This is a genomic window from Pseudohongiella spirulinae (genome assembly GCF_001444425.1).
GTDB classification, from domain to species: Bacteria; Pseudomonadota; Gammaproteobacteria; order Pseudomonadales; family Pseudohongiellaceae; genus Pseudohongiella; species Pseudohongiella spirulinae.
Map to the genome: position 1 here is coordinate 1,728,777 of NZ_CP013189.1, position 22,381 is coordinate 1,751,157.

The 22,381-nt window shown below is 52.4% G+C and carries 21 protein-coding genes; 9 read left to right on the forward strand and 12 right to left on the reverse strand.

The window, feature by feature from the left end:
• Positions 1 to 7 precede the first annotated feature (7 nt).
• Both PS2015_RS07840 and pabB read left to right on the forward strand, forming a co-directional pair.
• Positions 8 to 715 carry a hypothetical protein gene (locus PS2015_RS07840; protein ID WP_058021685.1) on the forward strand — a complete coding sequence of 236 codons (708 nt, stop codon included), beginning with the start codon at positions 8 to 10 and terminating at the stop codon, positions 713 to 715.
• On the forward strand, positions 715 to 2,148 hold the full coding sequence (pabB, locus tag PS2015_RS07845) for an aminodeoxychorismate synthase component I (RefSeq protein ID WP_058021686.1): 1,434 nt from the start codon (positions 715 to 717) through the stop codon (positions 2,146 to 2,148). The genes PS2015_RS07840 and pabB overlap by 1 nt, the downstream gene beginning before the upstream one ends.
• 1 nt (position 2,149) lies before the next feature.
• Here pabB and thrH read toward each other — a convergent pair whose 3' ends face one another.
• Positions 2,150 to 2,767, reverse strand: coding sequence for a bifunctional phosphoserine phosphatase/homoserine phosphotransferase ThrH (gene thrH / locus PS2015_RS07850; protein ID WP_058021687.1), 618 nt, complete (start codon positions 2,765 to 2,767; stop codon positions 2,150 to 2,152).
• A 141-nt stretch (positions 2,768 to 2,908) separates the two neighbouring features.
• Between thrH and PS2015_RS07855 the strand changes: the two genes are divergently transcribed.
• Complete coding sequence (locus tag PS2015_RS07855) at positions 2,909 to 3,640, forward strand: phosphoadenylyl-sulfate reductase (protein WP_082628222.1); 732 nt, start codon at positions 2,909 to 2,911, stop codon at positions 3,638 to 3,640.
• On the opposite strand, the gene cysB is transcribed toward PS2015_RS07855, so the two are convergent.
• Together cysB and PS2015_RS07865 are read right to left on the reverse strand one after the other, a co-directional pair.
• Complete coding sequence (cysB, locus tag PS2015_RS07860; protein WP_058021688.1) at positions 3,615 to 4,610, reverse strand: HTH-type transcriptional regulator CysB; 996 nt, start codon at positions 4,608 to 4,610, stop codon at positions 3,615 to 3,617. The two genes, PS2015_RS07855 and cysB, sit on opposite strands and share 26 nt — an antisense overlap.
• Positions 4,607 to 5,512 (reverse strand): 5'-nucleotidase, encoded by a 906-nt coding sequence (locus PS2015_RS07865; protein ID WP_058021689.1) that lies wholly within the window; start codon positions 5,510 to 5,512, stop codon positions 4,607 to 4,609. The genes cysB and PS2015_RS07865 overlap by 4 nt, the downstream gene beginning before the upstream one ends.
• Positions 5,513 to 5,577: 65 nt before the next feature.
• On the opposite strand from PS2015_RS07865, the gene PS2015_RS07870 reads away from it, so the two are divergent.
• Positions 5,578 to 6,741, forward strand: a complete 1,164-nt coding sequence (locus tag PS2015_RS07870; RefSeq protein WP_082628038.1) for a patatin-like phospholipase family protein — start codon at positions 5,578 to 5,580, stop codon at positions 6,739 to 6,741.
• Here the strand turns inward: PS2015_RS07870 and PS2015_RS07875 are convergent.
• Positions 6,729 to 7,475, reverse strand: coding sequence for a TorF family putative porin (locus PS2015_RS07875; RefSeq protein WP_058021690.1), 747 nt, complete (start codon positions 7,473 to 7,475; stop codon positions 6,729 to 6,731). The genes PS2015_RS07870 and PS2015_RS07875 overlap by 13 nt on opposite strands.
• A gap of 332 nt (positions 7,476 to 7,807) precedes the next feature.
• Between PS2015_RS07875 and map the strand changes: the two genes are divergently transcribed.
• Genes map through dapE form a run of 5 tightly spaced genes read left to right on the forward strand, consistent with a single transcriptional unit; the run spans position 7,808 to position 13,844 of the window.
• Positions 7,808 to 8,581 carry a type I methionyl aminopeptidase gene (gene map / locus PS2015_RS07880; RefSeq protein ID WP_058021691.1) on the forward strand — a complete coding sequence of 258 codons (774 nt, stop codon included), beginning with the start codon at positions 7,808 to 7,810 and terminating at the stop codon, positions 8,579 to 8,581.
• A 1-nt stretch (position 8,582) separates the two neighbouring features.
• Positions 8,583 to 11,261 (forward strand): [protein-PII] uridylyltransferase, encoded by a 2,679-nt coding sequence (locus tag PS2015_RS07885; protein ID WP_058021692.1) that lies wholly within the window; start codon positions 8,583 to 8,585, stop codon positions 11,259 to 11,261.
• Complete coding sequence (locus PS2015_RS07890) at positions 11,258 to 11,611, forward strand: ArsC/Spx/MgsR family protein (RefSeq protein WP_058021693.1); 354 nt, start codon at positions 11,258 to 11,260, stop codon at positions 11,609 to 11,611. Before PS2015_RS07885 ends, PS2015_RS07890 begins: the two co-directional genes overlap by 4 nt.
• A gap of 36 nt (positions 11,612 to 11,647) precedes the next feature.
• On the forward strand, positions 11,648 to 12,679 hold the full coding sequence (dapD, locus tag PS2015_RS07895) for a 2,3,4,5-tetrahydropyridine-2,6-dicarboxylate N-succinyltransferase (RefSeq protein ID WP_058021694.1): 1,032 nt from the start codon (positions 11,648 to 11,650) through the stop codon (positions 12,677 to 12,679).
• A gap of 16 nt (positions 12,680 to 12,695) precedes the next feature.
• Complete coding sequence (gene dapE, locus PS2015_RS07900) at positions 12,696 to 13,844, forward strand: succinyl-diaminopimelate desuccinylase (protein ID WP_058021695.1); 1,149 nt, start codon at positions 12,696 to 12,698, stop codon at positions 13,842 to 13,844.
• Here dapE and PS2015_RS07905 read toward each other — a convergent pair.
• The 8 genes from PS2015_RS07905 to cysM all read right to left on the reverse strand — a co-directional run bounded on the left by PS2015_RS07905 (position 13,805) and on the right by cysM (position 22,299).
• The gene (locus PS2015_RS07905; protein WP_058021696.1) at positions 13,805 to 14,542 is read right to left on the reverse strand and encodes a class I SAM-dependent methyltransferase; all 738 of its coding nucleotides are present in this window, start codon (positions 14,540 to 14,542) and stop codon (positions 13,805 to 13,807) included. The genes dapE and PS2015_RS07905 overlap by 40 nt on opposite strands.
• Positions 14,539 to 15,219 (reverse strand): tRNA (adenosine(37)-N6)-threonylcarbamoyltransferase complex dimerization subunit type 1 TsaB, encoded by a 681-nt coding sequence (gene tsaB / locus PS2015_RS07910; protein WP_058021697.1) that lies wholly within the window; start codon positions 15,217 to 15,219, stop codon positions 14,539 to 14,541. Before tsaB ends, PS2015_RS07905 begins: the two co-directional genes overlap by 4 nt.
• 75 nt (positions 15,220 to 15,294) lie before the next feature.
• Positions 15,295 to 16,242 carry a hypothetical protein gene (locus tag PS2015_RS07915; RefSeq protein ID WP_156412689.1) on the reverse strand — a complete coding sequence of 316 codons (948 nt, stop codon included), beginning with the start codon at positions 16,240 to 16,242 and terminating at the stop codon, positions 15,295 to 15,297.
• Positions 16,243 to 16,410: 168 nt separating this feature from the next.
• Positions 16,411 to 17,061: an adenylate kinase gene (gene adk, locus PS2015_RS07920; RefSeq protein WP_058021698.1), complete on the reverse strand. Its 651-nt coding sequence runs from the start codon at positions 17,059 to 17,061 to the stop codon at positions 16,411 to 16,413.
• 38 nt (positions 17,062 to 17,099) lie between these two features.
• On the reverse strand, positions 17,100 to 17,933 hold the full coding sequence (gene mazG / locus PS2015_RS07925; RefSeq protein WP_237113296.1) for a nucleoside triphosphate pyrophosphohydrolase: 834 nt from the start codon (positions 17,931 to 17,933) through the stop codon (positions 17,100 to 17,102).
• Complete coding sequence (locus PS2015_RS07930) at positions 17,930 to 19,966, reverse strand: RelA/SpoT family protein (protein ID WP_058021699.1); 2,037 nt, start codon at positions 19,964 to 19,966, stop codon at positions 17,930 to 17,932. Before PS2015_RS07930 ends, mazG begins: the two co-directional genes overlap by 4 nt.
• Before the next feature lie 12 nt (positions 19,967 to 19,978).
• The gene (gene rlmD / locus PS2015_RS07935) at positions 19,979 to 21,373 is read right to left on the reverse strand and encodes a 23S rRNA (uracil(1939)-C(5))-methyltransferase RlmD (RefSeq protein ID WP_058021700.1); all 1,395 of its coding nucleotides are present in this window, start codon (positions 21,371 to 21,373) and stop codon (positions 19,979 to 19,981) included.
• Between the two features lie 8 nt (positions 21,374 to 21,381).
• A complete protein-coding gene (gene cysM / locus PS2015_RS07940; RefSeq protein ID WP_058021701.1) occupies positions 21,382 to 22,299 on the reverse strand; it encodes a cysteine synthase CysM in 918 nt (305 codons plus the stop codon).
• Positions 22,300 to 22,381 lie beyond the last annotated feature (82 nt).

Below are 22,381 nucleotides of genomic sequence, written 5' to 3' on the forward strand. Positions count from 1 at the left end.
ACCGTCTATGACACTTTGCCGATCTCTATCTGTTTTTTTGCTGACCGTCATGTTGTGCTTCGGGCACAGCCTGCACGCCCAGACCGAGGGCAACCGCGCTGTTATTGAAATCCTGAGTCTGCAGCACCGGGATCCTTTGCTGGTTCGCAGTCAGATCCGGCCGCAACTGGATCCGCGCGGCCACATTGGTCAAATTGACAACAAGCTGGTCATCGCCACAACCGCTGCCAACCTGCAGGAACTGAGGTCTCTTATCAACCAGATTGATGTGCCTCCACGGCGGCTTGTGGTGAGCGTGGATTTTGACTTTAACAACCGCCTGACAGACTCCAGCCAGAGCGTGCAGGCACTGGAAGGTGAACAATTACGGCTGGTGCAAAGTACACAGCCTGTGACGCAAGAGCCTGAGCAGGAGCAGCAAGCACCCCTGCCTGATCAGCTACAGGCATCAACAGACACACAAGCGGGCGCTGAAATCATCTCTGAAACAGCTATCTGGTTGCAGGCGGATATACGCGACAATCAGGCGCAGTTGCAACTGGAGTTGCTGAATGTGGATGGGTTTACCGGACGTCACCCTTTGACACTGGATCTGGGTGTCTGGATGACCCTGAATGAAACGGCGACGCTGACCGATCCCGATCTGGAGGTCGAGACAGACTCACAGACAGCACCGGCACCGGTTATCGCTATTCGGGTGGACGTCCTGCCCTGATGTCACAGCTTTACCTGCAGTCGCTGCCATACCAGGCCGACAGCGACACTTTATTGAAATTGACAGGCACCCTGCCCGGCGCAATTTGTCTGGATAGCGGCAAAACCCGGCGCCGTGAAGCCCGATACGACATTCTGAGCGCCTTGCCAAGTATCCAGCTGGAGCAGCATCGCCGCCCGGGCACTGATCGCCCTGTCGTCTATCAGCGCAAAATGGCTCACGGCCGCTGGCAACCCCTGGCCCAGGTAGATATCCACGAAGCTGCCGAGCTCCTGCTGCTAGCGCATCAACCGTCAAATGCGGTGCAAGAAGCGCTGGCGCATTTGCCATTCACAGGCGGCCTGCTGGGCTGGCTGGCTTATCCTGCCGGCCAGGACAGGCGCAGTGGTTATCGGGACAACTATCTGTCTGACAACGCCGCCCGATTGCAGTCCCAGCCTGAAGCCGGCATAGGGCTTTATCACTGGGCTTTGATCAACGATCATCATCTACAGCAGTGCACCCTGTTCATTCTTCCCGACTGTCCGCCCAGAATCCGCGACACTGTGCTTGCGCGTATGATGTTGACGCAATCCCAGCCACCGTCATCTGCCGACTTTGCACTCACAGGCGAATTTTCCCCACTCACATCCAGGCGTGACTACGAGCAGACTTTTGATCGTCTCAAACAGTACATTCTGGCCGGGGATTGCTATCAGGCCAATCTTGCCATCTGCTTCCAGGCTGATTTTCAGGGCGATCCACTCACAGCGTACCTGGCACTGCGCGACCAGAGTCGCAGCCCGTTCAGCGCTTTCATCCGCCATGGCAAAAACGCGATACTCAGCCTTTCCCCGGAGCGCTTCCTTTCGGTACGCGGTCAGACTGTCACCACCCAGCCCATCAAAGGTACACGGCGCCGACTGACGGACAAACAGGCTGATGCCAAGGTCATTGAAGGACTGACCAACAGTGTCAAGGATCAGGCTGAAAATCTGATGATTGTTGACTTGATGCGTAATGACCTGGGCAAGGTCTGTCTGACTGGCAGTGTCAAGACACCGGAGCTGTTCACGCTGCACAGTTTTTCTCATGTCCATCACTTGATCAGCACAGTGACCGGACAATTGCCCGCCGACATCAGTCCACTGAACCTACTCAAGCACTGTTTCCCCGGCGGTTCTATCACCGGGGCACCGAAAATCCGTGCCATGCAGATCATCAGCGAGCTGGAAGCGGTGCCGCGCAGCATCTATTGCGGTTCAGTGTTTTACCTGGATTTCAACGGTAATATGGACAGCAGCATCTGTATACGCACCCTGCTCTGCGATGAGCAACGCATATTCTGCTGGGGCGGTGGCGGCATTGTTGCAGATTCACAGTTCGAGCGGGAATATCAGGAGTGCCATGACAAAGTCATGGCACTGATGCAGACACTGGAACAGCTCAAATAAATCAGGGAGTCAGTTCGCGATTACTGGCTTTAAGAAATTCTGCCTGTAGATCTTTGTACTCATGCACCGCCGGAAACTGCGGAAACTCGCGAATGACATTCTCTGGCGCACGGAACAGAATGCCGGCCTCTGCTTCAGAGAGCATAGTGGTGTCATTATAGGAATCACCTGCCGCAATAACGCGGTAATTCAGGGCATGGAAGGCTTTCACAGACTGCCGCTTGGGATCTTTCTGACGCAAGTGGTAATTGACGATCATGCCCTGCTCGTCGGCTTCCAGCCGATGACAGAAAAGCGTCGGAAATCCGAGCTGCCGCATCAAGGGCTGCGCAAATTCATAATAAGTGTCCGACAGAATAATGACCTGAAAACGCTCGCGCAACCAATCTACAAACTCCCGCGCACCAGGCATGGGTGACATGCCAGCAATCACTTCCTGAATATCCGGCAATCCCAGCTTATGCTCACGAAGAATGCGCAGACGCTGCTGCATCAACACATCATAGTCAGGAATATCGCGCGTGGTGGCACGCAGCTCATCGATGCCTGTACGTTCCGCAAAATCAATCCAGATTTCCGGAATCAAAACACCTTCTAGATCAAGACACGCCAGTTCCACACTACACCCCTTTAGAATAAAATTTTAGTCTGAATGATAACAGCCGCCGATTTTAGCCGGTTGCCACCTGTCATGCCAGCCGCGCTGTTGTATCATGTGCGCCTGACGACGAATACACACCGCACTGCCAGCAGGATTACCATGATCACAAAGGACAACATCGGCGAATTGAATCTGCGCTTCCAGGCATTGGAGCCACGCGACATGCTGCAGGAAATATTGACTGAGATCCCCGATATCGTGCTCTCATTCTCTGGCGCAGAAGATGTTGCACTGCTGGCAATGGCCTGGAAAATCAAAAAAGACATTCGCGTCTTTACACTGGATACCGGTCGACTGCATCCGCAAACTTACCAATTTATCGAAAAGGTACGTGAGTTTTACCAGATCGATATCGAGTTTGTTTATCCCGATACCAGAGCAATAGAAGACCTGACCCGGCGCAAGGGTCTATTCAGTTTCTATCAGGACGGACATGAAGAGTGCTGTTCGATCCGAAAAACCGAACCACTGCGTCGTCAATTGTCAACGGCGCAAGCCTGGATTACCGGTCAACGCCGCGACCAGAGCCCTACCCGGACTGATGTCGCGCTCGCCCAGGTTGATACCACGTTTGCTGCGCCCGGAGCCACGCTGCTGAAATTCAATCCACTGGCCAACTGGACATCAGCCGACGTCTGGAACTACATCCGAATGTTTGATATTCCTTACAACCCGTTGCACGACCAAGGATTCATAAGTATCGGCTGTGAACCCTGCACTCGCCCTGTCGGACCCAACCAGCATGAGCGTGAAGGCCGCTGGTGGTGGGAGGAAGCCACTGCCAAAGAATGTGGCCTGCACAGGATCAATCTGGTGACGGAGCCGAAGTAAGCACCGGAATGTCGGTGTCGGCAAACAGGGCATCAACTTCCTGCTGCGACTGACACTGCAGCACCTGTTCAACAATGGGTCGCTGCAAGTGCTTCGCGAACATGGCAACAAAATCAAACATATAAGCACGCAATACCGTGCCTCGCCGGAAGCCAATGCGAGTGACACTGTAGTCAAAGAGATGGCTGGCATCCAACGCCACCAGATCAGCGTCTTTTTCTGAATCGTAGGCCATGCTGGCGACAATACCAATGCCCATACCCAGGCGCACATAGGTCTTGATCACGTCGGCATCCGCGGCCGTAAACACAACTTTGGGTTGCAGACCCTGAGCTGCAAAAGCATCATCCAGCCGGGATCGCCCCGTAAAACCCAGCACATAAGTCACCAATGGAAATCGCGCCAGATCGGCCAGCGTTAATTTCCTGACATCCGCCAGTGGATGTCCGCGTGGAACCAGCACGACGCGATTCCAGCGATAACAGGGCATCATCATCAAATCGCTGAACTTCTCCATTGCTTCGGTAGCAATTGCAAAATCGGCCACACCTTTGGCAGCCAACTCGGCGATCTGTATAGGTGTGCCCTGATGCAGCTGCAGGGAAACATCGGGATAGCGAGTGATGAACTGCGAAATGACCGGCGGCAGCACATATCGACTCTGGGTGTGTGTCGTGGCCAGAGCCAGGCTGCCAGCCGCGGCGTCGCTAAACTCTGCGGCGGTACGCTTGATGTTATCAACCTGTTGCAGCAGTTCACGGGCCTGATCGACGATGGCTTTACCAGCCGGCGTCATACCAGAAATATGTTTGCCATTGCGCACGAATATCTGTATGCCCAGCTCGTCCTCCAGCGCCAGAATCTGTTTGCTGACACCGGACTGCGAGGTATGCATCCGGTCAGCAGCGGCTGACACATTCAAGCCACAGGAGGCGACCTCATTGATATAACGTAATTGTTGCAGTTTCATGCTGGTTTCTCGTTGGCCACGCCATGCGGCACATGGCCGGTGGCGACATGCTGGCGTGCTGAATGGCAATGGGCTTCCTGGTCATCAAAAAAGACATCGGCGTCAAATGCCTTCAGAAACACGCCTTTTTCCATGCCGCCCAGGAACAGTGATTCATCAATTCGAATATTCCAGTTACGCAGGGTTTTCACCACACGCTCGTGGGCCGGTGCAGAGCGTGCAGTGACCAGACAGGTTCTGATGGGAGCCTCGCCTGCCGGAAACTCCATCTGCAGTTGCTGCAGAGCTGCCAAAAACGGCTTGAACGGCCCGCCGGACAGAGGCTCGTTAGCGGACTGTTTCTCGCTGCGGGCGAAGGCTTCCAGCCCCTGTGATTTGTAGATTCGCTCCGCTTCGTCTGAAAACAGGACAGCATCACCATCAAAGGCAAATTTGACCTGTGTATCGCTGGCTGCCTGAGGTGCTGACGGCAGAATTGTAGCAGCAGCCACGCCCTGTTCAAGGGCATGACGCACATCAGCCCCATCCATGGACAGGAACAGGTGGCTGTTAAATGCAGAAATGTAACGATAAGGACTCACGCCGCCTGAAAACGCGGCACGTGTAATTGACAAACCATAATGTTCAATGGAATTGAAAATACGCAGGCCAGTATCTGCACTGTTGCGGGACAGCAGTATGACTTCTACTCGCTGGGTTTGCATCAGTGAATTCAGATGCAGCAGCTTTTTCACCAGGTTAAAGGCACCGCCGGCCTGCAGGGGTTCGTTTTCATGCTCAATCTGGTATTGCTGATAAGCCTCAAGCCCGTCTTCCTCGAATATACGATGGCTTTCGCTCAAGTCAAACAGGGCGCGCGAAGAAATTGCCAGTACCAGCTTATCAACTGTATTGTCGGGCATTCCAGCTCCAATAGGCAAAGAAGTAATCAGGCGTTAGAATCCTGGTCACAGATTAAGGGAATAATATGACAAGCAGAGCCGGCAATAAACCAAAAATCAGACAAAATTTATCGCACAATTCTCCACAGACCGCTCTGGTTCTGTCAGGTGGCGGTGCCCGGGCCGCTTATCAGGTCGGTGCATTGCGGGGCATAGCGACGGTCATCGACAAAGAATCGACCAATCCTTTTAATATCATCTCCGGCACCTCTGCCGGCGCACTGAATGCGACCGGACTGGCAACCCATGCACACAAATTTCGTACCGGCATCAGGATGCTGGAGTATGTATGGCGCCATATCCGCAGCGATAAAATCTATCGACTGGACTCCAACGGCCTGCTGAGCAGTGCCTCAAACTGGGTGTTTTCCTTTATCAATAACCGTGGCCGTCAGGTACCGACGTCGCTTCTGGACAACAGACCACTGGCTGATCTGCTGGCGGGTGTATTGAAAATGGAACGAGTCAACGAGAACATGAACGCCGGCTTTCTGGATAGTCTGGTAATCACCGCATCAGGTTATAGCAGCGGTGAGTCCGTGTCTTTTTTCCAGTCAGTAAATGATATCGACAATTGGCAGCGCCCACATCGTATTGGTATCCGTACCGATCTGCGGTATATGCACCTGATGGCATCTTCCGCCATCCCCACCTTGTTTCCGGCGGTGAAAATCAATCGGGAGTTTTTTGGTGACGGCGCCATCAGACAACTGGCACCTTTGAGTCCGGCCATTCATATGGGAGCCGATAAAATTCTTGCCATTGGCGTCAGCGGCGCTCGCACACGGCGCCCTGCAAAAGGTGAGCAGATCGCTCAGCCGTCGCTGTCACAGATAATCGGACATGTATTAAATAGTGCATTTGTGGATACGCTGGAAAGTGATATTGCGGTGCTGCAACGATACAACGGTCTGCTACCGTACTGCAAAAGTAAAAAGGATCTGGACATTCGTCCGGTAGAACTATTGGAGATTACACCCAGTCAGGACCTGAACCGTATCGCCGAGGACCACTACAACAGTCTGCCCAAGGCGATACGGATGTTCATCCGGGACACCAACTCCAGCTCAATCGCCAGTCTGTTGATGTTCGAGAAAGAGTATTGCGAAAAGCTCATGGAAATGGGCGTCGCTGATGCGCTTGCAAAACGCGAGCAGATCCAGGCTTTTTTCAGTCATCAGAACGAGTAGCCAAATCCGATAATGATTTTGTCTTCCTGGCTCACGCCATCCCGATCTTTACCACCCACTATGTAGGTCGCAAACATTTCCGCAGGCAGATCAGCGATGCCTTTGGTCAATGTCAGATCCAGGCTGCGGAAAGCAGAGCTTTTACCTGTCGCGGCGATGAACTTGCCACTGTCCTCGTAAGTCGCATAGCTGGCTGTGACACCCAGACCAAAACCATTGCCCAGATCGAAACCAGTGCCCAGTGTGAAGAACATATCTCCCTGGTTAGACCAGGTTACGTCTTCAGCCATGTAATGCATGCCAAAATCAATACCGCCAAAGCTCAGGCCCAGATAGGGTTCGATACCGCTGGCATCAGAGTCATCCATATACCAGTAGTACAGCGCGCCGATGTCATAAGAGAAACCGTTTGCTTCTCCAGAAAAACCACCATACAGGTCATTTTCGACCGTCGTTCCCAGGTTCGGTGTGCCGTAACCCAGGTTAGAGGCCCACCAGCCCGCATAGAAACCACTGTCAGACTCCAGGTCCAGACCACCCTGCACGGCTGCGCCGTCGTTTTCTGATGCATTGGTAATGCCTCGGAAGACGTAGCCTGAAGCAACGCCGATATTACCGCTGATTTCTACCTGAGCGGCTGCAGAGGTTGACAGGGTCATGCTGCCGGCCAGCAGAATAGCGCTTGTGCCGAGGGCCGCCAGTTTTTTGTTTGATGCGTTTTTTAAAGCCTGCATAGTGTTCACTCCTGGTTCACTGTTTTGACTTGATAGTAAGTAGTCTCTTGCACGATCCGGGTTCCTTTTCTGGATGTTGTGCCGAATCTGACAGTGAGAGAGCAATAGCTATGCCACTTTTATTTTTATAAACAATTACAAATAATTAGATAAAAATAGGAGGTTTTTCAGGAAAAAATCAGAATTCCGGACCGCACCAGCACAGTGCACAAATAAGCAGTTTGCGCCGAGCTGGAGCGGGCGCGCACCGAATTGGTACGCGGTCATGCGGCTAGCCCTGACGCGATGAAAAACATACAATAGCGCCTGAAAAAATTGCAGAGAGTGGCTATATGAGTATTTCCATCAAAACGCCCGAGGACATCCAGAAGATGCGTATCGCCGGTCGGCTGGCGGCTGAAGTTCTGGAAATGATTGGTGAGCATGTCAAACCAGGCGTTTCAACCGGAGAGCTGGATCGCATATGCCATGACTATATCGTTAATCAACAGCAGGCCATCCCCGCCCCGCTCAACTACAACGGTTTCCCGAAATCCATCTGCACGTCTGTCAATCACGTGGTATGCCATGGCATACCCAGTGACAGTAAAATGCTCAAAAACGGCGATATACTAAACATTGATATCACCGTTATTAAAGATGGCTTTCATGGCGATACCAGCAAAATGTTTCTGGTCGGTGATGTTGCACCACATGCCAAGCGCCTGGTGCGAATTACGCAGGAGTGTCTTTATAAAGCGATCGAGCTGGTGCGTCCCGGCACGCGTCTCGGCGACATAGGACACGTCATTCAGACCTACGCCGAAGCCAATAATTATAGTGTGGTACGAGAATACTGCGGGCACGGAATCGGTCAGATTTTTCATGAGGACCCACAGGTACTCCACTACGGCAAAGCAGGCACCGGCATTGAATTGCTGGAGGGTATGACCTTCACAATCGAGCCCATGATCAATCTCGGATCCCGGCACACCAAACTTTCCAAGGCTGACGGCTGGACAGTGACCACCAAAGATCGTCGTCTGTCAGCACAATGGGAACATACCCTGGCGGTCACGGCTGATGGCTGCGAAGTCCTGACACGTCGCAGCGAAGAGTCATTCTGATATGACAACAGCTTTGTACGCCGATCAATTAGTCGACTTCAACCGCGTTGATCAACGCTTGACGGGTGGCGAGTCGGCTGCGGAAGTTCTCCGCGAAGCACTACAGACTGCCTGTCAGGAGCTGGATAGACGTTATCGGGATAATGTTGATATCACTTCTCTGATCACCGGTCGGGCGCAGTTTATGGATGAACTGTTAAAACGCGCCTGGCAACAGTTTGCCTGGCAACATGCCGATCAGATCAGTCTGCTGGCGGTCGGCGGATATGGGCGCGGTGAATTACACCCTCATTCAGATATCGATCTGCTACTGCTGATGAAAGAGGATTATGCCAATTCTAATCGTGAGGCGCTCAGCGCTTTCTTTACCTTACTCTGGGACCTCAACCTTGAGATCGGGCAAAGCGTCAGAACTGTATCACAATGCCGCGACGAAGCCCTGAAAGACATCACGGTCGCGACCAGCCTGATGGAGTCGCGCACTATTACCGGCCCTGAGACCCTGCGACAACAGATGATAGATATGACGCAGGCCAATGATGTCTGGCCTGCCAGAGAGTTTTTTAAAGCCAAACGCGACGAGCAGATTGCCCGCCATCAGAAATATTACGATATTGATTACGCACTGGAACCGAATGTCAAAACATCGCCGGGTGGATTGCGCGATATTCAGACCATCGGCTGGATAGCCAAACGGCACTACGATGCTGACACCCTGCAAGAACTGGTAGAACTTGGTTTTCTGCAAGCTTATGAGTATGAACAACTGCGTCGCGGTGAGGCGCTGTTATGGAAGTTGCGATACGGCCTTCATTTGCTGGCAGGACGTAAGGAGGACCGCCTGTTATTTGACAAACAGCGCGATCTGGCAGCGATGTTTGGCTATCAGGATGATGATAAAAGTCTGGCCATTGAAAAACTGATGCAGGAATACTATCGCGCAGTCGCGATGCTGCGAGTGCTGAATGACGTGTTGCTGCAACATTTCGACGAAGTAATTCTGAGAGCCGGTGAAAAAGCCGAGATCACCAGCATCAACAAGCGATTTCAGATTCGCAACAGTTACATCGAAGTCCGTGATGACAAAGTTTTCAAAAAATTTCCTTTCGCCTTGATGGAGATTTTTGTGCTGATGGCACAAAACCCGGAAATTCAAGGCATCCGTGCGTCCACTATCAGGCTTATCCGTGAATACCGAACGCTGATTGACGACAAATTCCGCAACGACTTACGAAACACCAGCCTTTTTATGGAGCTGCTGCGTTCACCGCATGACCTGACCGCACAGCTGCGTCGTATGGCTCGTTACGGCGTGCTGGGGCGTTATCTGCCCGAGTTCGGTGCGATTACCGGCCAGATGCAGCATGACCTGTTTCATATTTACACGGTTGATGCACATACCCTTCAGGTGGTGGAGAATATGCGTCGGTTCAGGCTGCCCAAAGCCGAAGAAAACTATCCGATCGCTGCCCACATAGCCCACAAATTACCTAAAATCGAGTTGCTGTATATTGCCGGCCTTTATCACGACATCGCAAAGGGCCGCGGCGGTGACCATTCGACTCTGGGCATGAACGATGCAACCGAATTCTGCCGGCGCCATCATCTGAGCGCCTGGGACACCAAGTTAGTGTGCTGGTTGATTGGCAAACATCTGCTGATGTCCATGACAGCGCAACGTAAAGATATCTCCGACCCCGAAGTCATCCACGATTTTGCCGTTCAGGTGGGTGATAAATTGCACCTTGATTATCTGTACGCGCTCACAGTAGCCGATATCAATGCCACTAATCCCACCTTGTGGAATGCGTGGCGTGCTTCATTGTTGCGGCAACTGTACCTGAGCACCAAAAAAGCCCTGCGCAGAGGGCTTGAGAATCCTATCGACCGGGCAGACAGAATCAAGGATAAACAGGAAAGCGCCCTGCTGAAACTGGCTGACAAGGGGTTCAGCGAGAAAACCGTGCAGAGTATCTGGCAAAACACCGACGATGAATATTTTGTGCGTGAGTCGGTCGCCAATATCGTCTGGCACACTGAATCGATCGCAGAACACCAGCGCATGCATCCCGAGCAGGAAACGCTGGTGCTGGTGCAGGATACGGCGGACACACTGGCCGAAGGCGCCACGCATATTTTTATTTACACCATTAACCGCAATTATCTGTTTGCAGCCAGTGCCGCCGCCATGGAGCAACTTGGGCTGAATATTCATGACGCACGGATTTTTACCTCCAGTAAAAACTACTGCATGAATACTTACTCGGTATTGCAATCTGACGGCACACCCATCGGCGAAAATCCCCGCCGCATTGCCGAGATAAAAACCATGTTAACTGATTACCTGCAGGAGCCTTCCGCACACCTTCGGGTCGCACAAAAGCGCCGCTCTCGCAAATTGCAGCATTTCGGTCAGCAGATTGAGACCGACCTGATCAACAAACCTGATCAGCAGTGGTCAACGCTTGAGATTAACTGTATTGATAAACCGGGCATCCTGGCGGGCATCGGAAAAGTGTTTGCCGAGCAGGACATACAACTTCTGAATGCCCGCATCGCAACTCTGGGTGAACGAGTCGAGGATTTATTTTTTATTGCCGATGCCAATGATCAGCCGATCACCGATCCGGAGCGCATCAGACAGTTGCAGGAAGCACTGCAGCAGGAGCTAGGTGAATGATTACCCTGTACGGCATAAAGAACTGCGATACCGTAAAAAAGTCGCAGCAGCTGCTTGATAAAGAAAAACGCGCGTGGGTACTGCACGACTTTCGCGAACAGGGCCTGGAACGCGACCTGATCGAGACCTTTCTGGATGCATTGGAGGCTTCGGAACTGGTCAATAAACGCAGCACGAGCTGGCGACAACTGACCCGCGAACAGCAGCAACAGATCAGCAGTCGCGTCGCGCTTGTCGACACCTTGCTGCAGTATCCAACACTGATCAAGCGCCCGGTCGTTAAAACCGGGCAAGGCGACTGGCTGATCGGATACGCCGCCTTAAATGACTACCTGCGCCGCACGGCCTGACCCCGACAATTATCACACCTGGCAGGAAACTGAATGATGAGCTTTAATTCACTTCACAGCTTTGCTATCGGCATCGCTACTACAGACACTTCCGGCACCATTATTGAGGTCTATTATCCGCAGCCGCTGCTTAATCCGGCTGCCGAGTTAATTGCACCAGTTGCCAACTTGATGGCTTATCAGTCCGGCAATGCCAGTCTGCGAATCAATCCGGATCAACTACAGCAGTTGAGTCGTGAATCCGCCTGCCCCTTTGACGAGCAGATCGCCACGCAGTTAGCGGACGGCAACAAGACCTTGATCGCCTGTTTTATCGCCGAAGATCGAGCGCCGGAAAACATCGCTGAGGTGTACCTGAAACTGCATTTGCTGTCCCATCGACTGTGCAAACCTCACGCGGTCAATCTGCAGGGTGCTTTTGGTATATTGCGAAATATTGCCTGGACCAATCAGGGAGCCATTGCGATTGAAGATCTACCACAGCGTCAGTTGCAAGCGCGGGCGAGTGGCCAGTTTCTGGATGTTATATCAGTCGATAAATTCCCCAAGATGGCCAACTATATCGTACCCGCCGGTGTACGGATTGCCGATACTGCCAGGGTTCGACTGGGCGCTTATGTGGGCGAAGGCACCACTGTCATGCATGAAGGTTTTATAAACTTCAATGCGGGTACAGAAGGCACAGCCATGATCGAAGGTCGCATATCGGCAGGCGTTATCATCGGCGAAGGCAGCGATCTGGGGGGCGGCTGCTCAACCATGGGCACCTTGTCAGGAGGCGGCACAGCCATCATTTCCGTCGGGCGGGACTGTCTGATTGGTGCCAACGCCGGCATCGGTATAGCACTGGGCGATCGCTGTATCGTTGAAGCGGGCCTGTATGTGACCGGTGGCACCAAAGTCACCTTATTGGACAATGACGGACAGCAGGTAGATCTGATCAAGGCTCGGGAGCTGTCCGGAAAAAGTGACCTGCTGTTTCGGCGCAACTCGCAAACCGGTGCAGTGGAATGCAAAACCAACAAAACCCGTATTGCCCTGAATGAAGAGCTGCACAGCCATAATTGACCGGAACTGACTGACTATGAAGAGCCCCACTGTTGACCTGGCTGAAGAGCTGATTCGCATCCCCTCGGTTACCCCCGATGACAAGGGTTGTAATCAGTTGATGATTGATCGCCTGACCGAACTCGGTTTCAGCATTGAAACGATGCGCTTTGGCGACGTCAATAACTTCTGGGCCCGCTTTGGCGACCGCTCTCCCCTGTTATGTTTTGCCGGGCACACCGATGTCGTACCCAGCGGACCGGAGAAAGAGTGGCAATCGCCACCTTTTGAACCCACTATACGCCAGGGCAGGCTTTACGGCCGCGGTGCCGCTGACATGAAAGGCAGCCTGGCGGCCATGATAACGGCATGCGAGCGCTTTGTGGGCCAATGCCGTGAACAGGGCAAACCGCCGCACGGATCGATAGCTTTTCTGATCACGGCAGATGAAGAAGGTATAGCAATCAACGGTACCCGCAAAGTCATTGAGGTGCTGGAATCCCGCGGTGAAAAGATTGACTGGTGTATTGTCGGAGAACCCAGCAGCACCGATACACTGGGAGATGTGATCAAAATCGGCCGACGCGGCTCTCTGCACGGTCGACTGACGGTGCATGGTGTGCAAGGTCATGTTGCCTATCCTCACCTGGCGAGCAATCCAGTACATAAAGCCATGCAGCCTCTGCATGAGCTTTGCGCCACAGTCTGGGATGAAGGTAACGAAGCCTTTCCTCCCACAACCTTTCAGATCTCCAATATCCATGCCGGAACAGGCGCTGATAACGTTATCCCCGGCAACCTGGACGTGGTGTTTAACTGGCGCTTTTCGACCGAACTGGATGAGCAGGCCATTCGCGAACGCACTGAAGAGATTCTGGGTCAGCATGATATTGAATACTCTCTGGACTGGAAGTTGTCAGGCTTGCCCTTCCTGACCCGGGGAGACACCTTGATCAGTGCCGTTACCGAGAGCATACGCGAGGAGACCGGTGTTGTCTGTCAACCTTCCACCAGCGGTGGCACATCTGACGGGCGTTTTATCGCACCGACTGGTGCTGAGCTGGTCGAGTTGGGACCATGTAATGCCACCATTCACAAGATAGACGAATATGTGAAGGTCGCTGATCTGGATAAACTGTCGCAAATCTATGAGCGGATAATGCAACGCCTGCTTTTGCCAACGTAAATATCAAAGCGGGCCGTCTTGCCTGCAATACTGGCCGAGGGCGCCTTGTCCTGCAGGGCTGGCGCCAGTCTCGGTCGCTTGACAACCACTTTGCGTGCCACGTCCAGCGCTGCCATCAGCAGGCCATCACCCTGTGCCTCAGCGCCATGCAGATGCTGGAGGAGATAGCGATTCTTTTTAACCCGGGCTGACTTGTTGCGCTCCGGAAACATGGGGTCGAGATACACCACATCCACCGGTTCTGTCTGTCGCAAAAAGCAGACGCTGTCGACAGCTGCCTGCAGCCGCATTCGGTCCAGGATGGCAATCAATGTAGCGTCATTCGACTGGTGGGCGGTCAATATTGCGCGCGCAATACCGTCACTCAGCAGAGCATGAATCACCGGTGAACGTTCAAGCATGATCACCTGCCAACCGGCGCACGCCAGCATGAAGCTGTCCTGCCCCAAACCAGCGGTCGCATCAATGATGCTGGGGACCTCAGCAATCCGGCGATTATCGACCACACCACCAACCGCTTTAATCAGCATCTCCTTGCCTAAAGGCTGGTGACGCCTGTAACCAATTTCCGGGGTTAAAAAATCGACCCGCACTGCACCTGCATCTGGTTCGGTTTCTGACAGCAGCGTTAAGCCCTGAGCAGTACGTTCCAGCTTCAGACCGGCAGGCAGTGCGTCGTCGACCTCAGAGTCGTTCATTGGTGCTCTACCGTTCGATACGGCAGTTCTTCCTTAAGATAACTGAGGGCGGCAAGTTCAGGTGCTATGGTTCCTGTCTTCTCGAATTGCTGAATTGCAAGAGATAAGAGAACGCGTGCATCAGGCAAACACTCAAGCGAATTCTCAATACCCAGAGAGCGCCAGTCTGAACCAGCGAAGACCAGTTGCCCGACAGGTACGCCCTGCAATGCAGCCCTCACATCGTCCGCATCGATAACCTGGTCAGCGAGCAGGCAGTTCGGGAATTGACCCAGCGCATCCTGATACACACCCAGGTAATACTCCTGTTCTCTAGCCGCCATCAAAGCAGCGAACGATGACTGAGTGCTCTGCAACTGGCTCGCTGCACAACGGGCCAGCATCGCCAGAGCCGACACCGTTATAATTCCTTTATCCGAGCCGAATGCCAGACCCTGAGCAACCGCCAGACCTATTCTCAATCCCGTGAAGGAACCTGGACCACTGACCACGGCTATGGCATCCAGATCAGACAGTGTGAGACCGGACTCTGCCAACAGACCCTGAACCATGGCCAACAGGTCATCGGCATGTCGACGGGTGTTGACACTGGTATTAAAAAATTGCTGAACGCCGTTATGCAGCGCAACTGAACAGAGGGCGGCGCTGGTATCAATGGCAAGAATGCGGGGAATCATGGCGGGTATGTTTTATTCCACTGATTACTCAGGCTGGCCGCTATCACAAGTGGCCAGCCTGAGATCAGTCAGAGGTCAGGCGCTGGCTGCTGGAGTGGCTTTCTTTGCCCGCGGGGCTCTTTTGGGCGCCGCTTTTTTTACCGCGGCTTTTTTAGGGGCCGCTTTTTTCACTGGTGCTTTTTTTGCCGCCGCTTTTTTGGCAACAGTTTTTGTGCTTACTGCCTTTTTGGGTGCTGCCTTTTTAGGTGCTGCTTTCCTGGGGGCCGCTTTTTTTACTGCAGTTTTGGGTGTCGCTTTTTTGGGAGCAGCTTTTTTTACCCTGGCTTTTGCCGCCGCTTTTTTAGCGGCTGCTTTTTCACGAGCAGCTTTCAGTTTAGCTGCGGCTTTGGCCTTGGCAGCGGCTTTACGCGCAGCTGCACGCTCTTTGGCAGCTTTCGCCTTGGCCGCTGCACGAGCCTTAGCCGCTGCTTTTTTTGCAGCGGCACGTTCTTTGGCTGCTGCTTTCTTGGCTGCTATCTTTTCACGTGCTTTGATTTTCTTGATACGGGCCGCTTCTTTAGCTGCATCGACTTTTTTGCGCTTTTTCATCCACTGCGACGCAAATGCTTTAACAGCTTTCTCCAGATCAGCTTCTGCTTTAGCAGCAATGGCTTCCTTACGCTCTGCCTCTGCTTTAGCTTTGGCCTCAGCCGCTGCCTTGGCTTTGGCAGCATCACGCATTGCCTTGACCTGGGCTTTGGCATCTTTCAGTTTGTCATTTACTGACGAGAGATTGGCCGAGGCTTTTTTGGCCGCAGCTTCAGCACTGGCCAATGCCTTTTTGCCTGCGGCAGTGGCATTCTTCGAAACTTTAGCGGCGGCTGCTTTCGCTTTCGCTTCTGCAGTTTCTACTTTCTTTTTGCCTATCGCCAATTCTTTCTCAACTTTTACCAGAGAGGCTTCAGCTTTTGCCAAGGCAGCGTCTTTCATTTTTTTCACCGCTGAGTTGGCAGACGTCTTCTTTTTTGCTTTAACTTTGGCCATACTTTTATCTCTCCAAAACTGTGGAAGAAAACCACCATCTTATTTTAAACGCGCACTCAGCCACGTTTGAGCTGGACGATAACACAAAATTTTTTTGCTATACAGTGATATGCATTAAATTTGTGTTTAATTACACTCTGTTTATGCAAAAACTGATTGTTTTTTGATTCACTTAGTCAGAACTTCGGATAATTGCTGTCGAATATTCTGCACATCATCCTGACCATCTATACTGATAAACTGCAATCCGCCACCCAGTTTTTCCATGGACTGGTAGAAACTCACCAGCGGCTGAGTCTGTTCATGGTAGACAGCAAGACGTTTACGGACTGTAGATTCCTGGTCATCTTCTCGTTGAACCAGATCTTCACCTGTCACATCGTCCTTACCTTCTACTTTGGGCGGATTATGGCTGATGTGATACACACGACCCGAATCGGGGTGCACCCGGCGACCCGACAAGCGGGAAACAATCTCCTCATCATCCACACGAATTTCAATGACACGATCAATATCGATACCGGCATCCACCATCGCCTGAGCCTGCGGAATGGTTCGCGGAAAGCCGTCAAACAGAAAACCATTGGCGCAATCGGGCTGAGTAATTCGCTCTTTAACAAGGGCTATGATGATCTCATCTGTTACCAGGCCGCCGCTGTTCATTACGTTTTCCACTTGCTTGCCAAGCTCAGTACCGGCTTTAACAGCCGCACGCAGCATGTCACCGGTAGAGATCTGTGGTATCGACAGAGCCGACGTAATGAATTGCGCCTGTGTTCCTTTTCCGGCGCCGGGCGCACCCAATAAGATAATTCGCATGTCCTTCTCCTGTTACTTGATAAAATTCGTATTGCTGATTAGCGTTCTTGTGCCTTTGCATCGCACCACCAGATTTCCAGCCTGTCGATCGGAACATCCGAAACTGATACGCCCTGATGTGCTGCGCGATCTTCCAGAAAGCGAAACCGGTTTTCAAAGCGGGCATTAGCGTCACGCACTGCGCCTTCGGGGTCAAGTTTCAGATGACGCGCCAGATTGACACAGGTAAACAACACATCACCCAACTCATGGGACTGCTGCCGGGCATTACCAGAACTAATGGCTGACCTGAGCTCATCAATTTCCTCTGTCAATTTCGCCAGGACACCGTCCACGTCCTGCCAGTCGAAGCTCAGCGATGCAGCGCGTTTCTGCAATTTGCCGGCCCTTTCAAGCGCAGGCATGGCCCGTGGCACATCATCCATCACGCTCACAAAAGCCTGATCCGCCCTGGACTGACGTTCGGCGTTTTTGATCAGTTCCCAGTTTTTCTCGACCTGCTCGGCGGTCAGGTCTGATGGTTGACCAAAACTTTCCAGTGTGCCATCCGGAAAAATATGCGGATGACGGTGCAACAGTTTACCGACGATTCCATCGGCAACATCTGCGATATCAAACAATTTCTGTTCCTGGGCAATACGTGCATAAAACACCACCTGAAACAGCAAATCACCCAGCTCATCCCGGATTTTTGCGGCATCACCTTCATCAATGGCATCGATCACTTCGTACACTTCTTCCAGAGTGTGGCGCTTTAACGACTCCAGTGTCTGCTTGCGATCCCAGGCACAGCCGTGCTCCGGGTCGCGCAAATCCGCCATTAACTCAACCAATCGGGCAAATGACTGAGTCTGTCGTCGTTTATCGTTCACGCTTGGGTGTCCTGTCGGTGGGCATCGATTACGCTTTCCAGGTCATTCAAATGATCAAGAGCGCGCGCCAGACTGTTGAATGACGACACTTCAATTTCAAGCTGCATGACAGCTGTTCCTTCACGCCTGTCGCTGCGGGTGGCAATTGAGAGTACGTATATGGACTCCCTGGCCAGTATGGTAGTGACATCCAGCAACAAACCCGCCCGATCGCGTGCCAGAATCTCGATATTTACGATGACCGGCGATGTATCCGTCAAAGACTCGTCAGCACGTTCTGAAAACAGATCGTCATGCGATATCAACGGCAGTACCTGATTTGTAATCTCGATAACCTCATCCACCTCGATTGCACCGGTACCGACTGAAATAAAAAGGCCGTCAACGTTCTTGCAACCAAGACGCCGTGCTATCTCTTCGTAAGCGATATCCGGCATCGCCAGGCGACTGAATTCAGTGTTCAGCCATTGACGACCGAACTCCAGATTCTCTTCACGCGATCCACTTTTGAACCATTGCACCAATTTCGCCCGGGCTCTGGGAGTATTGACATACCCAAGGTGCGGCTTCAGCCACTCACGGCTCGGCTCATTCAGGTCGCTGGACAAAACTTCAACTCTATCACCCGTTTTGAGTCGGTAGTTCAAGGGCACCAACTTATCGTTGACTCTAGCACCTGAGCAGTGATTTCCGACCTCTGTGTGCACATAGTAGGCAAAGTCGAGGGGCGTGGCACCTGCCATGAGGTCAACTACATGACCTTCGGGTGTGAACACGTAAATACGATCATCAACACCGGCATCAGTGCGAAGCTGTTCAGCCAGACCGCCAACCATGCCCATTTCATCATGCCAGGCCAGTACCTGTCGCAACCATTCAATTTTGCCGTCAAAACCATCCCGATATTCGGGGTCGTTAATACCTTCTTTATAACGCCAGTGTGCGCATACACCCAATTCGGCATCATCATCCATGGCAAACGTCCGGATCTGAATCTCAAACACTTTGTTTTCAGGTCCGATCACGGCGGTGTGCAATGACTGATATCCGTTTTCTTTGGGGTTGGCGATATAGTCATCAAACTCATGTGGAATCACCCGCCACAGATTATGCACTATGCCAAGCGCAGCATAACAATCGCGCACATCCGGCACCAGTACCCGCACCGCCCGAATATCATATATCTGATTGAAATCAAGATGCTTACGCTGCATCTTGCGCCATATGCTGTAGATACTTTTGGCCCGTCCGTTAATCTCAGCATCGATTCCTGCCCGATTAAACTGGCGGCGCAGCTCGTCGGTAACCTCGGTAATGTAACGCTCCCTGTCTACCCGTCGTTCATCTATAAGACTGGCGATACGTTTATAATTGTCGGGCTGCAGGTAACGGAAAGACAGATCTTCCAGCTCCCACTTCAATTGACCGATACCCAGGCGATGAGCCAAAGGCGCGTAGATATCAAAAACCTCGCGCGCCACCCGGCGGCGTTTCTCTTCAGTTGCCGTTTTTACCGCCCGAATGGCGCAGGTTCGCTCAGCCAGTTTGATCAGAGCTACCCGCACATCATCAACCATGGCCAGCAGCATTTTGCGGACGTTTTCTACCTGATCCTGAGACTGTCCCAGCACGCGTGTGTGGCTGGTATCCGTTTCATTGATCGCCGCCATGCGTAACACGCCTTCCAGCAAGGTGGCGATACTGTCACCAAAGTCCTCACGCACAGCATCCAGCGTCAGGCGTGATTCGCGAACCGGACGATACAGAACCGAAACAATAATGGCCTCACTGTCCAGATGCAGTTGTGCCAGAATTTCCGCCATTTCAAGCCCGGTTCGATAGCTGCTGACCCCAGGCGACCAGATATTCTTTGCCGCTATTGCCTGCTGCTCAACCTGCCAACTGACATCGCAGGCGCTTCTGATCTGATCATGACGGTCCAGGCCGACATAACTTTCCAGCCGGCCAATCCATTGTTCAAAATTAACGCTGCCATCGGCGTTGAATGAGTATTCTTCACGAACCTGGACCATAACTTTCTCTGCTCAACGACCTTCAGACACGCGTTCAAAACGGGCCATCGACTCGACGTGCCCCGTATGAGGGAACATATCCATCACCCCGGCATGCGTCATTCGATATCCCGACATCACCAACTGGGCAGCATCACGAGCCAGGGTTGCCGGATTGCAGGACACATAAACAATCACGTCCGGTGCCAGTTCATTTATGCGTGACACTATTTCAATAGCACCTGAGCGCGGCGGGTCCAACAGCAATTTATTATACCCCCCGTTGGCCCAGCTCTGCGTATCAAACTCAGTAAACAGATCCGCAACATGAAATTGCACATTATCGATATTATTTCGGCTGGCATTGTCGGCAGCACGCTGCAACATGGAATCACTGCCTTCGACGCCGGTCACCTGAGCACAACGCCTCGCCATCGGCAACGTAAAATTGCCAAGCCCGCAAAACAGGTCGAGCACCCTGTCGAGCTCGGTCAGATCCAGCAACTCAAGCGCCTGCCTGATCATGCGACGGTTAATCTTTGCATTGACCTGAGTAAAGTCATCAGGCCGAAAGCGCATTTCAATATCGCCCAACGGATCGGGCAGAAAGTAATTCAACTCCTTGTTCTCATCTGGCGGCCAGAATTTTTTTACTGTAGCGGGACCACCGGATTGCAGATACCAATGAATATTGTGCAACTGTCCAAAGTCTCTCAGACGATTCAGATCAGTTTCGGATAATGCTTCCAGATGACGAAGAATCAGGCTGACGCTGAGCACCTTGTCAAGCTCGTCGTCATCCACACATTTCTGTTCGCCCACCGCGACCTCGATCTGGGGAATATCGCGTTTTCCGTCCATTGACATCAGCAGATCCCGCAAGGGCCTGATCAAAGAGCCTACAGGTCTCACAAGAACAGCACAGGACTCCATATCGGCGATAAACGAATTGGCCTTTTCCCGAAATCCAACCAACACATCATTTTTTTTGTGCACGTAACGCACAGCAAGGCGCGCCTTGCGACGATAAGCGAGATTATCTGCGCTCATAGCCGGCAGACATTCAAACTCTGTCAGTGCGGCAGGGCTGTGTCGCAGATGCTCCAGCAGGATCTGCTGCTTTAATTGTAATTGCGCATCTGCCTGCATGTGCTGCAAAACACAGCCACCACATACCGCAGCAAATTCACAGGGCGGTACCGCGCGTTGGGCAACCGGTTCAATAATCTGCTGCACGCGCAACTCATCGTACTTGCCACGCCGGTTGATAAAAACCGCATCAACCGTTTCTCCCGGAAGCGCTCCCTCCACAAATGCCACTTTGCCTTCATTACTGGCAATACCCCGACCGTCATGCCCGACACGATCAATTGTTAAACGTACAGGATCAACGGGCAATTGCTGCCGTCTTCGGTTAGATCTGCGCATATTCAGACTCAGGAAAAAACACCAGTGGAAAGATAACGATCACCACGGTCGCAGATAATCGCTACGATAACAGCATTGCTCAGTTGTCGGCTGAGTTGCAGCGCGCCGTAAACGGAACCGCCCGAAGACACACCACAGAAAATGCCTTCTTCGCTGGCCAGGGCACGCATGGTCTGCTCAGCATCCTGCTGATCAATATCGATGATCTGATCAACACGAGCAGGTTCGAAAATGCGCGGCAGGTATTCCTGTGGCCAGCGCCGGATACCAGGAATTTTAGAACCATCTTTTGGCTGCAGACCCACTATACGGATCTCGGGATTCTGTTCTTTCAGGTAATGAGATACACCCATTATCGTGCCTGTGGTCCCCATTGAGGCAACAAAATGGGTGACTGTTCCCTGTGTATCGCGCCAGATCTCAGGGCCGGTGCCATGATAATGGGCAGCAGGATTATCCGGATTGCCAAATTGATCGAGAATTTTGCCGCGCCCTTCCCGGCTCATTCGTTCAGCCAGATCACGGGCACCTTCCATGCCCTGCTCGTCGCTGACCAGTACAAGTTCCGCACCGTAGGCAGCCATAGACGCTTTCCGCTCCTGCGACATAGTTTCCGGCATTATCAGGATCATTCTGTAACCCTTGATAGCTGCTACCATTGCCAGCGCAATGCCCGTATTACCACTGGTGGCCTCGATAAGCGTATCACCGGGGCTGATTTCTCCGCGCAACTCTGCCTGCAGAATCATATTGTAAGCCGGGCGGTCTTTTACCGATCCGGCCGGATTGTTACCCTCAAGTTTCAGCAAAATGGTATTGCCATCCTGTGCACCAAGGCGTTGCAGACGGACCAAGGGCGTGTTGCCAATCTGTGATTCAATCGTGGGGAAGGCAGATCCTGTCGGGATGGCATTCTGATTTGACATAATTCAAGCAGTCTTGTTGCTGACAAAGTCGCAATTTTACCCTTTATTGGGCAATGGGGGTAGGCAAAAGGACAGAACGAGC

Bases quoted from the DNA above. Each gene is read 5' to 3' on its own strand.
- PS2015_RS07840 (WP_058021685.1), top strand. From the start codon at position 8: ATGACACTTTGCCGATCTCTATCTGTTTTTTTGCTGACCGTCATGTTG.
- pabB (WP_058021686.1), top strand. From the start codon at position 715: ATGTCACAGCTTTACCTGCAGTCGCTGCCATACCAGGCCGACAGCGAC.
- PS2015_RS07855 (WP_082628222.1), top strand. From the start codon at position 2,909: ATGATCACAAAGGACAACATCGGCGAATTGAATCTGCGCTTCCAGGCA.
- cysB (WP_058021688.1), bottom strand. From the start codon at position 4,610: ATGAAACTGCAACAATTACGTTATATCAATGAGGTCGCCTCCTGTGGC.
- PS2015_RS07865 (WP_058021689.1), bottom strand. From the start codon at position 5,512: ATGCCCGACAATACAGTTGATAAGCTGGTACTGGCAATTTCTTCGCGC.
- PS2015_RS07870 (WP_082628038.1), top strand. From the start codon at position 5,578: ATGACAAGCAGAGCCGGCAATAAACCAAAAATCAGACAAAATTTATCG.
- PS2015_RS07875 (WP_058021690.1), bottom strand. From the start codon at position 7,475: ATGCAGGCTTTAAAAAACGCATCAAACAAAAAACTGGCGGCCCTCGGC.
- map (WP_058021691.1), top strand. From the start codon at position 7,808: ATGAGTATTTCCATCAAAACGCCCGAGGACATCCAGAAGATGCGTATC.
- PS2015_RS07885 (WP_058021692.1), top strand. From the start codon at position 8,583: ATGACAACAGCTTTGTACGCCGATCAATTAGTCGACTTCAACCGCGTT.
- PS2015_RS07890 (WP_058021693.1), top strand. From the start codon at position 11,258: ATGATTACCCTGTACGGCATAAAGAACTGCGATACCGTAAAAAAGTCG.
- dapD (WP_058021694.1), top strand. From the start codon at position 11,648: ATGAGCTTTAATTCACTTCACAGCTTTGCTATCGGCATCGCTACTACA.
- dapE (WP_058021695.1), top strand. From the start codon at position 12,696: ATGAAGAGCCCCACTGTTGACCTGGCTGAAGAGCTGATTCGCATCCCC.
- PS2015_RS07905 (WP_058021696.1), bottom strand. From the start codon at position 14,542: ATGAACGACTCTGAGGTCGACGACGCACTGCCTGCCGGTCTGAAGCTG.
- tsaB (WP_058021697.1), bottom strand. From the start codon at position 15,219: ATGATTCCCCGCATTCTTGCCATTGATACCAGCGCCGCCCTCTGTTCA.
- PS2015_RS07915 (WP_156412689.1), bottom strand. From the start codon at position 16,242: ATGGCCAAAGTTAAAGCAAAAAAGAAGACGTCTGCCAACTCAGCGGTG.
- adk (WP_058021698.1), bottom strand. From the start codon at position 17,061: ATGCGAATTATCTTATTGGGTGCGCCCGGCGCCGGAAAAGGAACACAG.
- PS2015_RS07930 (WP_058021699.1), bottom strand. From the start codon at position 19,966: ATGGTCCAGGTTCGTGAAGAATACTCATTCAACGCCGATGGCAGCGTT.
- rlmD (WP_058021700.1), bottom strand. From the start codon at position 21,373: ATGCGCAGATCTAACCGAAGACGGCAGCAATTGCCCGTTGATCCTGTA.
- cysM (WP_058021701.1), bottom strand. From the start codon at position 22,299: ATGTCAAATCAGAATGCCATCCCGACAGGATCTGCCTTCCCCACGATT.